General features: G+C 70.5%; 14 protein-coding genes. 2 read left to right on the top strand and 12 right to left on the bottom strand.

What is annotated here, in order from left to right; all coding sequences use genetic code 11:
• Positions 1-2 precede the first annotated feature (2 nt).
• A complete protein-coding gene (locus tag VGB24_RS14870; RefSeq protein ID WP_331073735.1) occupies positions 3-1,205 on the top strand; it encodes a patatin-like phospholipase family protein in 1,203 nt (400 codons plus the stop codon).
• A 140-nt stretch (positions 1,206-1,345) separates the two neighbouring features.
• Positions 1,346-1,522, top strand: coding sequence for a hypothetical protein (locus VGB24_RS14865; RefSeq protein ID WP_331073734.1), 177 nt, complete (start codon positions 1,346-1,348; stop codon positions 1,520-1,522).
• Positions 1,523-1,608: 86 nt separating this feature from the next.
• Here the strand turns inward: VGB24_RS14865 and VGB24_RS14860 are convergent, their stop codons facing one another.
• From VGB24_RS14860 to hutH, 12 genes are all read right to left on the bottom strand, one after another.
• Positions 1,609-1,800 carry a type II toxin-antitoxin system HicB family antitoxin gene (locus VGB24_RS14860; protein ID WP_331073733.1) on the bottom strand — a complete coding sequence of 64 codons (192 nt, stop codon included), beginning with the start codon at positions 1,798-1,800 and terminating at the stop codon, positions 1,609-1,611.
• Between the two features lie 35 nt (positions 1,801-1,835).
• Complete coding sequence (locus tag VGB24_RS14855) at positions 1,836-2,351, bottom strand: HPP family protein (RefSeq protein WP_331073732.1); 516 nt, start codon at positions 2,349-2,351, stop codon at positions 1,836-1,838.
• Entirely contained in the window at positions 2,351-6,004 is a 3,654-nt protein-coding gene (locus VGB24_RS14850) for an ABC transporter permease/M1 family aminopeptidase (RefSeq protein WP_331073731.1), read from the bottom strand. Before VGB24_RS14850 ends, VGB24_RS14855 begins: the two co-directional genes overlap by 1 nt.
• Positions 6,001-7,020, bottom strand: a complete 1,020-nt coding sequence (locus VGB24_RS14845; protein ID WP_331073730.1) for an ABC transporter ATP-binding protein — start codon at positions 7,018-7,020, stop codon at positions 6,001-6,003. Before VGB24_RS14845 ends, VGB24_RS14850 begins: the two co-directional genes overlap by 4 nt.
• Positions 7,021-7,044: 24 nt before the next feature.
• A complete protein-coding gene (locus tag VGB24_RS14840) occupies positions 7,045-7,764 on the bottom strand; it encodes a hypothetical protein (protein ID WP_331073729.1) in 720 nt (239 codons plus the stop codon).
• Positions 7,765-7,853: 89 nt separating this feature from the next.
• Positions 7,854-8,582 carry a hypothetical protein gene (locus VGB24_RS14835; RefSeq protein WP_331073728.1) on the bottom strand — a complete coding sequence of 243 codons (729 nt, stop codon included), beginning with the start codon at positions 8,580-8,582 and terminating at the stop codon, positions 7,854-7,856.
• Between the two features lie 68 nt (positions 8,583-8,650).
• On the bottom strand, positions 8,651-9,373 hold the full coding sequence (locus tag VGB24_RS14830; protein ID WP_331073727.1) for a hypothetical protein: 723 nt from the start codon (positions 9,371-9,373) through the stop codon (positions 8,651-8,653).
• A 17-nt stretch (positions 9,374-9,390) separates the two neighbouring features.
• A complete protein-coding gene (locus VGB24_RS14825; protein ID WP_331073726.1) occupies positions 9,391-10,113 on the bottom strand; it encodes a hypothetical protein in 723 nt (240 codons plus the stop codon).
• A gap of 151 nt (positions 10,114-10,264) precedes the next feature.
• Positions 10,265-11,929 (bottom strand): urocanate hydratase, encoded by a 1,665-nt coding sequence (gene hutU, locus VGB24_RS14820; protein WP_331073725.1) that lies wholly within the window; start codon positions 11,927-11,929, stop codon positions 10,265-10,267.
• A 29-nt stretch (positions 11,930-11,958) separates the two neighbouring features.
• On the bottom strand, positions 11,959-12,525 hold the full coding sequence (locus tag VGB24_RS14815) for a Uma2 family endonuclease (RefSeq protein ID WP_331073724.1): 567 nt from the start codon (positions 12,523-12,525) through the stop codon (positions 11,959-11,961).
• 78 nt (positions 12,526-12,603) lie between these two features.
• On the bottom strand, positions 12,604-13,197 hold the full coding sequence (locus VGB24_RS14810) for a Uma2 family endonuclease (RefSeq protein ID WP_331073723.1): 594 nt from the start codon (positions 13,195-13,197) through the stop codon (positions 12,604-12,606).
• 45 nt (positions 13,198-13,242) lie between these two features.
• Positions 13,243-14,763 carry a histidine ammonia-lyase gene (gene hutH / locus VGB24_RS14805; protein WP_349263925.1) on the bottom strand — a complete coding sequence of 507 codons (1,521 nt, stop codon included), beginning with the start codon at positions 14,761-14,763 and terminating at the stop codon, positions 13,243-13,245.
• Positions 14,764-14,901 lie beyond the last annotated feature (138 nt).

Here is a 14,901-nt window from a genome sequence, read left to right as displayed (position 1 = left end):
ACGTGGAAGAGCGGCGGGCGGGGGGCGCGGCGCACAGCGAGGCGGGGCGCGAGTTCGCGCCGACGCAGGGCGCCACGACGGACCGCGGGGAGCTGGCGGTGGTGCTCACCGGCGGCGGGGCGCGGGGCGCGTACCAGGTGGGGCTGCTGAACTACCTGGCCAAGGCGCACCCCGACATCAAGGTGCCCATCTGGACCGGGGTGTCGGCCGGGGCCATCAACATGGCGCTGATGGCACAGCACCACGGTACCTTCGCGCAGGCGGCCAACGAGCTGGCCTGCCTGTGGAGCGAGCTGCTCCCCGAGCGCATCTTTCGCGTGGACGCCCGCTCCCTGGCCGCCAACTTCGGGCGCTGGGGGCTGCGGCTGGCCGGCGGCCCGGAGGGGCGGGTGCGCGGGATGGTCGATACGGCGCCGCTGCGGGCGTTCCTGGAAGAGGCGCTCGCCCCGGTCAACGGCGAGCTGACGGGCCTGGACTACAACCTTCACCGCGGCACCCTGCGCGCCGCCGCCATCAGCACCACCGACTACACCACCGGCACCTCCGTCGTGTGGGTGCAGGGGCGCGACATCGAGACGTGGGAGCGGCCGGGGCGCACCAGCCGGCACTGCCGGTTCACCATCGACCACGTGATGGCGTCGGCCGCGCTGCCCCTGTTCTTTCCGGCGGTGCAGATCGGGCCGCACTGGTACGGCGACGGCGGCATCAAGATGACGGCGCCGCTCTCCCCCGCCCTGCACCTGGGCGCCAGCCGCATCCTGGCCGTCTCCACCCGCTACGACCGCACCCGCGCCGAGGCCGCAGCGCCGGACGTGGCCGGGTATCCCCCGCCGGCCCAGATCATCGGCATGATGCTGGACTCGGTGTTCCTCGAGATGGTGGACCAGGACGTGGCGCGGATGGAGCGCATCAACGCGGTGGTGGAGCACGTGCCGCCGGAGCACCGCCAGGGGATGCGCCCCGTGAAGCTGATGGTGATGAGGCCCTCGCGCGACCTGGCGCGGCTGTCCGCCGAGTACGAGCCCCGCCTTCCGCGCGCCTTTCGCATGCTCACACGCGGCTTGGGTACGCGGCAGACCTCCAGCCCCGACGTGCTGAGCATGCTCATGTTCCAGCACGACTACGCCAAGCGCCTGATGGCCCTGGGCGAAGAAGACGCCGAGCGCCGCGGCGCCGAGTTGGCCGCCTTCCTGGGCGACGAGTAAACCGGTTTGCGGGTCTTTCACACAAATGAGTCATTCGACCCACGACCCCGGCCGGGGTTGAGCGCATCTTATCAGGCGTAGACCGCGAGGGGTGGATGGACCACCTCCGCAGCAGACACCACCGCCTGGAGTAAAAAACGATGCGTGCCCGTGAACTGTTCTCGCTCGCTGCCTGCCTGACGATCTTCGTGGGCGGCCACATGGTTTCGGCGCAGGCGCTTCGCGCTCACGAGAGCGAGGCCCACGCGAAGAGCACGGCCGAGCAGGTGGACGCGCGCTGGCACACCGGGCCGCGCGGGCTCGTTCCCGGCCAATGAAGCGCCTTCTCCACCTCCCCACGTAAGAACCGCCGCGTCGAAGCTCGACACGGCGGTTCTTTGTATCCGGGACGGCGCCGGGTGGGTCACCCAGCCCGGGGCTCGGGAACGGGGAGGCCTTCCTCGCGAAGACCGTCGATGTGGAACTCGATGGCGTCGCGCATGTTCGCCTCCGCCTTCTCGCGCGTTGCCCCGGTGCTCGCGCAGCCCGGCAGGTCCGGCGAGTATGCCGAGTACCCCGTGGACGTGTGCTCCAGGACGAGGCTGTAGTTGCTCATGGCTCAGGCCTCCCGTTGAGGATGATGCACGGAGCTTAGTGCCGGGCCGAGTAGCGCGCCAGCATCCACACGGCGGCGCGCTGCATCACCACCAGCCCGGCCGTGATGGCCACGGCGATGGCGAAGAGGGCGATGTTGCTCTCGTCGCCCGCGCGGAGCGAAAAGCTGAGCGCGGTGGAAACGGCCGGCGGATGCACCGCGTCAGACACGATCATCAGCAGGATGGTGGCGACCATCGCCAGGGCGGCGCCGGTGTACCCTGGACCCAGCACCATGAACGCCGCCAGCCCCAGCACGGCCGCACCCAGCTGCGAGATCACCAGCGTTCGCACGCGGTTGGTCCCGTGCTCCGGGTCCATGTAGATCAGGAACGCGCTCGACGCCAGCGACGCGAAGAGCAGGCGCTGCTCGCTGAGCGTCTCCACCAGGAACAGCACCAGCAGCACCGTGGCCGTCGGCAAGGCGGCCAGCATCAGCTCGCCCCGCAGGTGCAGCCGCTGGCGGATGGTGCGCGTGATCCGCTCGCCCGGCCGCAGGCTCTCCTGTTCCATCAGCGCGCGCCTTCCACCGCCTTCGCCCCCGCGGAATCGCGCCGCGCCGGACTCCGGGTGGGCGCGGGCGAGCCCCGCCCGCGGGTGATGCTCATGACGTTGTCTTCCAGCTCGCGGTCGATCAGCTTGTGCAGCGGATCGATCCCGGCCCGCCGCGGCCACTCGTCGGTTACGATACGGAAGGTGCGGGGGGCGCCGGTGAACCGGAACTTCTTCAGGTAGATGGGCTCGTCCTCGTCCGCGCCGAAGACACCGACCTCGATCCAGTCGTCGATGCGCACGTCGTCCTCCTGTCCCAGCCCGCCGGCCCTCATCTTTCGCGCGGAGACGGTGAAGTCCACCTGGTAGCGGCCGTCCGGCAACTGGGTGCCCTCCGCTCGCGACGTGGACAAATCCCACAGCGTCACCGTCTCGAACAGGTCTTCCACCAGCCCGTCCAGCGAGTCGGGCGTCGCGGCGTGCAGGTGCCGCAGCAGGTCGCGCGAGGTGGGGTACGGACCGTTGGGCCGATAGCGCGACTCGGCGAGAAAGGCGCGCAGGGCGCCGTTCACCGCCTGCTCGCCCACGTAGTCGCGCAGGGCGTACATGGCCAGCGCGCCCTTGTTGTAGTGGATGTACTGCTGGTACTCCACCAGCGCCACGGGCATCTCCCCCCGCCGCTCCATGCCGCGGCCCTTCAGGTAGCCGTCCAGCTCGTAGCGCAGGAACCGCCCGATCTGCTCGCGCCCGTACTCCTTCTCCATCACCATCAGCGCGCTGTACTCGGCCAGCGTTTCGGTGAGCATGGCCGAGCCCTGCACGTGGGCGCCCACCGCTTGGTGCCCCCACCACTGGTGCGCCACCTCGTGCGCGGTGACGAAGTACGGGTAGTCGATGTCATCCGCGTCCACGTCGGCGATGAAGCCGATGCCCTCGCTGTACGGAATGGTGCCCGCGAACGACTGCGCGTAGTCCCCGTAGCGCGGAAACTCCACGATCCTCACCTGCCGGTGCTGGTACGGGCCGAACTCGCGCGTAAAGTAGTCCAGCGACGCCTTCACCGAGCGGATCATCCGCGCCACGTTGTACTCGTGCCCGGGATGGTGGAACACCTCGATGTTCACCCCCTTCCACCGGTCGCGCCGCACCGTGAAGCGCGCGGAGAGGAACGAGTAGAAGTTCAGCATCGGCCCTTCCATCTCGTAGCGGAAGAACCGCCGCCCGCCCCGCCGCCACTCGCGCACCAGCCGCCCCGGCGCGATCGCCACCTGGTCGGGCGAGGTGGAGACGGTGGCCGCGAAGCGGATCCAGTCGGCGTCGCGAGACAGGTCGTTCCTCATCAGCGCGCGCGGGTCGCCGATCGCCGGCACGCGGGGGCGCTCGGCGAGGCCGTGGCGCTCGCGCGCGCCCTCGTCCTGCAGCTCGCCCTCGGGGTTGTAGCCGATGCCGGGGAGCCACTGGTTGTCGAAGAAGGTGCCGTTCTGCACCACGGGATGGAACGAGGGCTGGTCCGCAAAGCCGCGCGTCACGAACCGCAGGCGGAAGCGCAGCTCCGTGGAGTCGCCCGGGGCCAGGGGGCGCGCCAGGCGAAAGGCGTGGTACCCCTTTTCCTTGTCGCGGATGATGGGCTGCGCCGGCACGCCCAGCTCCAGCCGGTCGACCGTGATGGTGTTGACGATGTCGACGTGCACCTGGTCGATGGGGCGCCCGGCGCGGTTCACCAGCCGGTACACGCCACGGATGGCCAGGTCGCGCGACGCGGGATGGATGTCCACCTCCAGGCGCACGTCGGTGATCCGCGGCTGCGGAAGCGCCTCGAACTTCTTGTACTGCTTTTCGTACAGGGCCTGGATGCGCTCCGCGTCGTCCTCCGTCTCCCACTCGTTCAGCACGGTGGTGTTGTGGACGATGAAGCCGCCCGTTCCCACCACCAGCGCGAACGCCAGCGCGGCGGCGGCCAGCACGGGCCGCTTCGCGCGGGCGCGGGCCATCCTCATCCGCCATCCCCCGCCCGCTTCCTGCCCCCGCACCCAGAGCAGGTTGCTGGCGATGGCCATCAGCACGGCCACGCCGCCCCAGAAGGCGGTGTACCACGCCCACGGCCGCAGCGTGTGGCCGTAGCCGTTCATGTCGGAGTAGAGCGTCTCCGGCGAGGCGGAGTAGTGATACAGGTTGTGCGAAAGGCTGGTGGAGTACAGGTACGGGCTCAGCACGAAGTACAGGATGACGATCAGGTGCCCCACGTACTTGTGGTTGGCCAGCGACTGCACCGTCATCGCGAACACGATCCACAGCACGAACTCCGGCAGCCGCAGCCCGAACAGTTCGCGCAGGTACAGCCCCGGCTCCATCCGGAAGTAGCCGGAGGCAGCCTGGATCAGCATTCCCGTCAGCATGCTGGCGAAGAGGAGCACGGCCACCATTCCCGTCAGCGCCAGCGCCTTGCCGGCGAAGGGCACCCAGTTGGGCACGGGCATGGAGTCGTGGATCTGGGCCGTCCGCGCCTCGCGCTCTTCCCACACCAGCTCGCCCGCGTACACGGCGACGATCACGATGATGAACAGCATGAACGAGCCGCTGACCATCTCCAGCATCATGTACGTGACCGGGTGCGGCTCCACGCCGTAGATGGTGCCGCGCTGCCCGCCCATCACCAGCCCCAGCGCCACGCACATCCCGGCCAGGATCCAGAACCAGACACCGCGCACCATGCGCAGGAACGACGCGTGCGCCACCCCGCCCAGCTGCGCGGCCCGCGCCGCGAACCCGAAGGAGCGATGGGGCTGCGGAAGCGTCAGCCGCGCCGCCAGCGACGGGGCCTGCGTCGGCTCGGGCGGCAGGCGTCCGCCCGACTCGCTGGCGAACTGGGTGAAGCGGAACTGGGCGATGCCGTAGGCCAGCACGCCCCCGCCCACGGCCATCCACAGCAGCCGGTTCAGCAGCAGCGCGTCCGTCAGCGGCAGGGGCATGCCGTTGGATTCCGCCACCGTCCAGTAGCGCATGGCCCAGTTCAGCGGCGCCAGGCCGAACGGGTCGGAAAGCTGGGTGAACCAGTCGAAGTCCAGCCCGTTCACGAACAGCCGCGAGATGCTCCACCCCAGCAGCAGCGCCAGCCCGCCCACCTGCACCGCCACGAACTTTCGGCTGAGCGCGCCCATCACCAGGAACAGCGCCGACGTGGCCAGCACGTTGGGAACGACGATCAGCACGAAGGGAAGCGCGTACGCCCCGGCGCCGTACGAGGCGATGCGGTCCGGGTCGGCGAAGGGCAGCGAGGCGGCCGTGGCCGCGCCCAGGGGAATGCCCAGCAGCACCAGCAGGTTGGCGATCACCGCGCCCAGGTAGCGCGCCCCCAGGTACGCCGGCTTGCGGACGGGCGTGGTGAAGAAGAGCGGGTGGATGCCCGCCTGGAAGTCGCGGTGCGCGGCGTGCCCGGCCAGCGCCGCCGTCACGGGCACCGCCAGCACGGAAAAGATGGACGTGAGGTTGGCGATGCGGCTGGGCGAGTTGGCGATGGTGACGGGCGAGCCAAGGTCGAACCCCGCCCACACGCCCGCCGCCGCGGCCATAAGCACGAAGCCCAGGCCGAAGAAGACGGCGAAATACACCCAGGTGCTGACGCGGCGCAGGTGGTCGCGCAGCTCGTACGCCGTCAGGTGAAGCAGGGTCGTCACGACGCCCCCGCGTCGCGAGGCGCCCCGTCCGCCTCACCGTCCTCGAAGACGGACGATGGAACGTCGGCCGGCACTTCGGCCGCCACCTCCGACACCGTCCCGGACGGCTCCGCCGACGCTACCTCGACGGGCGCCGGCCGGGCCAGGCTCAGCCCGCGCATCAGGGTGAAGTACACGTCCTTCAGGTCGGGCTCCACGGGGCGGAACGACTCGTCGGGCGGCGCGTCGGCGAACACGTGCACCACGGTGCGCCCGCCCACCAGCGTGGTGGAGATGACGGGATGCACCTGCTCGAACGCGGCCAGCTCGTCGCGCGGCACCTCGCGGCTCCACACCCGCCCGCGGATGGCGCGTACGGCCTCCATCGGCTCCGCCTCCAGCAGGATGCGGCCGGACTGGATGACGGCCATTCGCTGGCACAGGTCGCTCACGTCCTCCACGATGTGCGTGGACAGGATGACGACCGCCTGCTCGCCGAGTTCGCTCAGCAGGTTCAGGAAGCGCACGCGCTCGGCGGGGTCCAGCCCGGCGGTGGGCTCGTCTACGATGATCAGCCGCGGGTTGCCGATCAGGGCGACGGCGATGCCGAAGCGCTGGCGCATGCCGCCCGAGAACCCGCCCAAACGCCGCCCGCGCGCCTCCCACAGGTTGGTCTGCTCCAGGAGAGACTTCACCACCTCGCGTCGCTCCCCCGCGCGGGTGACGCCCTTGAGCAGGGCGAAGTGGCCCAGCAGCTCCTCGGCGGTGGCCCGCGGGTACAGGCCGAACTCCTGCGGCAGGTATCCGAGGGTGCGCCGCACCCCTTCCTTGTCGCCCAGCACGTCCAGCTCGCCTAGCCAGGCCTGGCCGGAATCCGCCTCCTGCAGGGTGGCGAGGATGCGCATCAGCGTGCTCTTGCCGGCGCCGTTGGGGCCCAGCAGGCCGAACATGCCTCGCGGCACGGTCAGCGAAACGTCGCGCAGGGCGTGCACGCCGTTGGGGTACGTCTTGGAAAGACGCTCGATCGTCAGGTCCACGAACGTTGGGTGGTGAGGGTTGGTTCAGCGCGGCTGGCCCGCTGGCGGCGGCACGGCCGGGATCGTCGCGCGCGCGGGCCTGGCGGGGCGCGGCGAACGCGCCCGCCGCGCCTGGAACACCACCCCCGTCATCACCGTCCTGACCGGCTGCCGCCCGGTGCGCACGCCTGGCCGATTGGGGTCGTACTTCCAGGCCATGCCGAAGGCGCCGGTCGCGTAGAGGTGCACCGCGTACGGGCCGCCCGTACGATAGGCGACGGTGGGTGCCCAGTACCGGGGCTCCACCTGCTCGTAGTTGTCGGCGAGAACGATGGCGATCTGCCGCCGTGCCAGGAAGGCGTATCCCTGGGTGGTGTACCAGCCGGACCCGTTTGGCCGCATGCGCCCCAGCTGCACGTAGGGCATGGCGTGAGTGCCCCCGGCGAGCACCCCCGCGCCCGCGTCGAGCCCGAGCGGCGAGCCGGGGGCCTGCACGTACAGGTCCAGCTCCGACGATACGACCGGCGTGGAATACGTGAACCCCGCGCTGAAGCCGGGCGTGGAGTCGGTCGCCACCCAGCCGTAGCGCAGCCCGACCCCCTGCTGCGGAATCAGGATGGTTTCGCACGTTTCCGGGCTGCACAGGGCCTTCCCGGCACCCAGGGTGGCGTAGCCCGTGATGCCTTGCTCCACGCGCGGACCGTGGGTGACGATGGGCGCGCACGCCGCGGCGGCCGCCAGCAGCAGCGCGGAACACGCTTTCATGAACATGTCGGCATCACGGGGAAAATATCGGCGGCCGGACCGGACCGAAACCGCTCGACGTCCGCATCCGGACGTGCGCACGAGCCGGATCAGCGCGGCTGGGCCGGCGGCGGGGGCACGGGCGGGACCGCCCCCCGCGCGGGTAGCAGCCGGCTGGGCGGCGGCGCCGGCTGAACGTCCAGCACGACGCCCATCATCACCGCCCTCAGCGGCTGCCGCTCGGTGTACAGGCCTTGCCCGTCCGCGCGACGCTTGGTGACGCTCGACGTTCCGAACGCGCCCGACGCGTAGACGTGCATCCCGTACTGCCCGCGGGCGCGATACGCGATGGTGGGCGACCAGTACCGGGGCTGCTCCTTCTTTTCGGTGTCGACGTCGACCCCCCAGTCCATGTTCCGCCGCGAAAGGATGGCGAATCCCTGGGTGGTGTACCAGCCCGAGCCGTCGGCCTTCATGCGGCCCGCCTGCACGTACGGCATGCCGTGGGTGCCCGCCAGCAGCACCCCCGCGCCCACGTCCAGGCTGCTCAGCGCGGTGGGCGCCTGGACGTAGAGGTCCAGCTCGGACGACGCGATGAAGGTGGAAACCGTCAGTCCCGCGCTCATGCCCGCAGCAGTGGCGGTCGCCGCGCGGCCGTAGCGAATGCCGCCCCCGTACTGGGGCGTCAGCTCAGTGTCGCACTCGGGGGGACCGCACAGCCTCCGGCCGCCGCCCAGGGTGCCGTGGAACGAAAGGCCGTCCTGCACCCGCGGGCCGTGGGTGACGATCGGCGCGCACGCCGCGGCGCACGCCAGCACCAGCGCGGAACACGCTTTCATGAACATGCAGGCATCGCCGGGAGAGGGGAAATCGCACCGATCCGCCGACCAGAAGCGCGCCCGCCGGATCAGCGCGGCTGGCCCGGCGGCGGCGGAACGGCCGGAACGGGCCGCGGCGCGGGCGGCACGTTGCTGGGGCGCGGCGACGTTTGCATTTCGAACACGACGCCCACCAGCACCGCCCTCACCGGCTGGCGCTCCGCGGGCGGGTCCGGGTCGTCGTACGATCCCTTCACCACGCGGGCAGAGCCGAACGCGCCCGAGGCGTAAAGGTGCACGCCGTACTGGCCACGCGTCCGGTAGGCGATGGCCGGCGCCCAGTAGCGCGGCGTCACCAGCACCATGGGATCGTCGATCCCCAGGCCGACGTCCCTCTCTGCCAGGAAGGCGAAGCCCTGCGTGGTATACCAGCCGGAACCGTCCTCCAGCATGCGCCCCAGCTGCACGTACGGCATGGCATGGCTGCCCCCGGCCAGCACGCCGGCACCCGCGTCCACGCCCAGCGACGCGGGCGCCTGCACGTACAGGTCCACCTCCGACGAGACGAAGCCGATGGAAGACGTGATTCCCACGCTGAACCCGGGGGTGGAGTCTGTCGCCGCCCGGCCGTAGCGGGCGCCCCCGCCCAGCTGCGGAACCAGGAAGGTGTCGCACTCATCCCGGCTGCACAACGACCGCGAGCCGCCCATGGTGCCGAACACCGTGATGCCCGGCTCCACGCGCGGGCTGTGCGTGACGACGGGCGCGCACGCCGCGGCGAACGCCAGCGGCACGAGGGCAGAAAATCTCATGATCATGGGAATGTCGTTCAGCGAGGCAGGCCCGTCGGCGGCACCGCCGGGGTGGAACGTGGCGCCGGCGCACGCGGGGGCACGGGCCGCATCTCGAACACGATCCCCATCATCACCACCCTCACCGGCTGGCGGGGAGAGGTGCGGGTTTGCGGATCCTCGGAATACACCACCGTTTTCGCGCTGCCGAACGCACCCGAAAGGTACACGTGGACGCCGGCCCGGCCCGCCGCTCGATACGCCACCGTCGGTGCCCAGTAGCGCGGCGCCACCTCGTCGGCCGCGATGCCGCGATCGAAGTTCAACGTCCACTGCGGGGGCCTGGACGTCAGGAAAGCGTACCCCTGCGTGGTGTACCAGCCAGACCCGTCTTCCCGGATTCGTCCCACCTGCACGTAGGGCATGTCGTGCGTGGCCGCGGTCAGCACCCCGGCCCCCACGTCCAGCCCCACGGCGGTGGGCGCCTGGATGTACAGGTCCAGCTCCGACGACACGACCGCGGTAGAGAGCGTGACCGCCGCGCTGACGCCGGGGCGCGTCGCCGTCGCCGCCTGGCCGTAGCGTACGCCCACCCCCTGCTGCGGCACCAGCTGGGTATCGCAGCCCACGCTGTCGCACAGCCGCGCCCCGCCGCCGGCCGTGCCGAAGAACGAGAAGCCCTCCTCCACGCGCGGCGTGTGGGTGACGATGGGCGCGCAGGCCGCCGCGCACGCCAGCAGCAGCGCGGTACACACTTTCAAGAACATGTGGATACGGACGGAAACAAGCGACGGCAAGGAGGGGAGCACCATCAACGCCCGGGCGGCCCCGATCCGGACGGGTGAGGGCCATCCCACACCCGCTCCACCGGATCGGCGGCCGGCCCGCCGACCCGGCTTCTCGCGGTTCCGATCAGTCCAGCATCGGCAGCCGCACCCCGTGGGCGCGGGCCGTGTCTACCGCCTCGCCGTAGCCCGCGTCGGCGTGGCGGATGACGCCCATCCCGGGGTCGTTGGTCAGCACCCGCTCCAGCCGCTCGCGCGTTTGGGGGGTGCCGTCGGCCACGATCACCTGCCCCGCGTGCAGCGAGTTGCCGATGCCCACGCCCCCACCGTGGTGGAACGACACCCAGGTGGCGCCGCTGGCCACGTTCACGAGCGCGTTGAGGATGGGCCAGTCGGCGATGGCGTCGCTGCCGTCCTTCATCGCCTCCGTCTCGCGGAAGGGCGACGCGACGGAGCCCGTGTCCAGGTGGTCGCGCCCGATGACGATGGGCGCCTTCAGTTCGCCCGACGCGACCAGGTCGTTCAGCGCCACGCCGAAGCGCGCGCGCTCGCCCTGCCCCAGCCAGCAGATGCGGGCGGGAAGCCCCTGGAACTCCACCTTTTCGCGCGCGTGGGTGATCCAGCGGCGCAGGTGCTCGTCTTCCGGAAACAGCTCCAGCACCAGCTCGTCGGTGCGGGCGATGTCGGCCGGGTCGCCGGACAGCGCCACCCAGCGGAAGGGGCCCTTGCCCTCGCAGAACAGCGGGCGCACGTACGCCGGCACGAAGCCGGGAAAGGCGAACGCATCCGCGTACCCTGCGTCGCGCGCCTGGCCGCGCAGGTTGTTGCCGTAGTCGAAGGTGATGGCCCCGCGGCGCTGCATCTCGACCATCGCCTCGCAGTGGGCGCGCATGCTCTCCATGGAACGCCGCTGGTATTCTGCCGGATCAGCTTCGCGGAGCGCATCCGCCTCCTCCAGCGACATGCCCGCGGGAACGTAGCCCACCAGCGCGTCGTGGGCGCTGGTCTGGTCGGTCAGCACGTCGGGCGTCACGCCGCGCCTCACCAGTTCGGGGAGCACCTCGGCGCAGTTGCCCACGAGGCCCACGGAGAGCGCCTGGCCGGCCTTGCGCGCCTGGTCCATCCAGCCGAGCGCCTCGTCCAGATCGTGCGTCATGCGGTCGCAGTAGCGTGTGTCGATGCGGCGCTGGATGCGCGCCGGGTCGACGTCCACGCAGAGGACGGCGCCCTCGTTCATGGTGACGGCCAGCGGCTGCGCGCCGCCCATCCCCCCCATGCCGCCGGTGAGCGTCCAGGTACTGCGCAGGCTGCCCCCGAAGTGCTTGCGGGCCACCGCGCCGAACGTTTCGTAGGTGCCCTGCAGGATTCCCTGCGTGCCGATGTAGATCCAGGAGCCGGCCGTCATCTGGCCGTACATGGTGAGCCCCTGCCGCTCCAGCTCGCGGAACGTTTCCCAGTTGGCCCAGCGCCCCACCAGGTTGCTGTTGGCGATCAGCACGCGGGGCGAGTGGCGGTGCGTGCGGAACACGCCCACGGGCTTGCCGGACTGCACCAGCATGGTCTCGTCGTCGGCCAGGGTGCGCAGCGTGGCGACCATGGCGTCGAACGCCTCCCACGACCGTGCGGCGCGGCCGGTGCCGCCGTAGACCACCAGGTCTTCGGGGCGCTCGGCGACGTCGGGGTCCAGGTTGTTCATCAGCATGCGCAGCGCGGCCTCCTGCTGCCATCCGCGGCAGGAGATCTCGGTTCCGCGCGGCGCGCGCACGGTACGGGGTTCGGTGATGGTCGTCATGGGAGAAAGCAGCGTCGCGTGGATGCGCGTCAGACGAAGCCGCGCATGAAATCGGAAATGTTGATCAGCAGCGTGGGCGCGCCCGGCACCGGCTGCCATTCGAACGAATCGTGGGCCACCACCGCGGGCCGATCCGGGTCTTCATCCAGGCGATAGATCTCCACCTGCTGCCGCACCGGATCCACGATCCAGTACTGCGGAACGCCGAAGTGCGCGTAGCGCTCGCGCTTCAAACCGCGATCCCTGAGGGCGGTGCTGGGAGACAGCACCTCGACGGCCAGGTCCGGTGGCACCTCTATGCCTCGATCGGTGATGAATTCACCATGCTCGCGCCGGACGTACACGACATCCGGCTGGACGTAGTCGCCATCCCCGAACAGGACGTCCACCGGAGCAGGCATCACCCAGCCTAGGTCGTGACGAATCACGAACGCGTCCAGAACGGTCGCGAGCTTGAAGCCCACGAGCGTGTGCAGCGGCTGCGGTGCAGGCGTCACGAAAAGCTCTCCGTCGATGACTTCGTAGCGATTGCCGTCGTCGGGGAGCCTGGCGAATTCCGCGTAGCTCCACCCGCGCCGGGCGGGATGCGTTGCCATGTGCTGCTCCTTCGGGTGTGGCAGAAACGACGAGTCTAAATCGAAGTGCTCATTCAAGTCCGCTCCCTCGGCCGATACCTAGTTCGCCGTGCGCGGACGCGAGTAGTCCGTGGGCGCTCGCATCAGGTGCTTGACGTCGATGATCAGCTCCGGGGCGCCAGGCGCGGGCCGCCACCGCAGGAAGTCGGTCGCGACCTCCGTCCGGCGCAAATCGCCGCCGCTGAGCCGGTAGATGTCTACCTGCACCAGATCGGTGTCGATGATCCAGTACTCCGGGACGCCGTACGCCGCGTACCGCTCGCGCTTGAGGCTCCGGTCGCGCCGCGCGGTCGAGGGAGAGAGGACTTCGACCACGAGGTCCGGGGCCCCCACCATCGCGTGATCCTTGACGATCTCCTCACGCTCGCGCCGCACGAACAGCAGGTCCGGCTCCAGGTAGTCGCCCTCGCCGAAGATCACGTCGTACGGCGCGCTGAACAGCGTGCCCAGCCCGTGCTCCTGCGTGAAGACTTCGATCATCGCGCCGAGGCGCATGATCACTCTCTGGTGGATGCTCGTCGGTGATGGTGTCACGTACAGTTCTCCGGCGATGACTTCGTAGCGATTGCCATCATCGGGGAGATTGGCGAACTCCTCGTACGTCCATCCGTGGACCGCCGGCTGCGTGACCATCGTCTCTCCCCCTGGTGTGAATGCCGGGCTGTGCGTGCCCCAGTATCAAAGATCGATCAAGGCGCCCTCGCGCACCAGCGCGGCGGCGGCCTCGATGTCGGGCGCCAAGGCGCGGTCCGCGTCCAGGTACCCGATGGCCGCGCGCAGCTTCTGGTACGCGCGCTCCACGCCGCGCCCGGGGCGCAGCGGCTTGCGGAACTCCAGCGCCTGCGCGGCGCACAGCAGCTCCACCGCCAGCACCGCCTCGGTGTTCCGCAGCACGCGCCGCGCCTTGACGGCCCCGTGCGCACCCATCGACACGTGGTCTTCCTTGTTGGCGCCCGTCGGGATGCTATCGACGCTGGCGGGATGCGAAAGGACCTTGTTCTCGCTGGCCAGCGCCGCGGCCGTGATCTGCGCGATCATGAAGCCCGAGCACACGCCGGGGTCGCGCGTCAGGAAGGCGGGAAGGTCGCCCGACAGGTCGGGGTTCACCAGTCGCTCGGTGCGCCGCTCGGAGATGGAGCACAGGTCGGTGAGCGCCATCGCCAGCAGGTCCAGCACCTGCGCGATGGGCTGCCCGTGGAAGTTGCCGCCCGAGATCACCAACCCGTCCGGGCCCTCGTCGGGAAAGATCAGCGGGTTGTCGGTGGCGCTGTTGGCCTCGATCTCGATCACCTGGCGCACGTACGCCAGCGCGCTGCGAGCCGCGCCGTGCACCTGCGGCATGCAGCGGATGGAGTAGGCGTCCTGCACCCGCGGGTCGCCGTGCCGGTGCGACTCGCGGATCTCGCTGTCGGCGAGCAGGGCGCGCAGGCGCTCGGCGCTGGCGGCCTGCCCCGGGTGCGGGCGGGCGCGCATGATGGCGGGATGGAACGCGTCCGGCGTGCCGCGCAGCCCCTCGAGCGACATGGCGCCGGCCACCTCGGCCGCCTCGACCGCGCGCTCCGCGCCGCGCACCAGCAGGGCGCCGATGCCGGCCATCACCTGCGTGCCGTTGTTCAGCGCCAGCCCCTCCTTGGCGCGCAGGCGAAGCGGCTCCAGCCCGGCGCGGGCCAGCGCCTCCGCCCCCGGCAGCACCTGTCCGTCTACTTCCGCCTGCCCCTCGCCGATCAGCACCAGCGCCAGGTGCGACAGCGGCGCCAGGTCCCCCGAGGCGCCCACGGAGCCCTGCTCGGGGATCACCGGATGGATGCCGTGGTTCAGCAGGTCCAGCAGCCGCTGCACCACCACCGGGCGCACGCCGGAAAAGCCCTTCGCCAGCACGTTGGCGCGCAGCAGCACGATGGCCCGCGTCTCGGCCCGGCTCAGCGGCACGCCCACGCCGCACGCGTGGCTGCGGATCAGGTTCAGCTGCAGCTCTTCGAGCCGGTCGGGGGGGATGGGGGTCTCGGCCAGGCGGCCGAATCCGGTGGTGACGCCGTAGACCACCGCGCCGCTGGCCAGCGCGCGCTCCACCACGTCGCGCGAGCGCTGGATGCGCTCCTCGCTGCCGGCGGCCAGCACCACGCGGGTGTCCAGCTCCGTCGCCACCTGCTCTACCTGCTCCAGCGTCAGGCTGTCGCCGTCGATCTCGATCTGCCGCATCTGCTCGGTGCGTTGGGGGATGGAAGCCGCCATGAAATTAGACACCCCGCACGAGCCTGTCAACGCTCGCGATCCACCCAATGCGAAGACCCGCGCCGGGGCAGGTGCCCGGCGCGGGTCTCCATCACGTTCCGACCG

This window comes from Longimicrobium sp., from assembly GCF_036399935.1.
In the GTDB taxonomy this organism is placed as follows: domain Bacteria; phylum Gemmatimonadota; class Gemmatimonadetes; order Longimicrobiales; family Longimicrobiaceae; genus Longimicrobium.
Note: the sequence above shows the minus strand (reverse complement) of the source record. Positions and strands in the feature narration are given on the sequence as shown.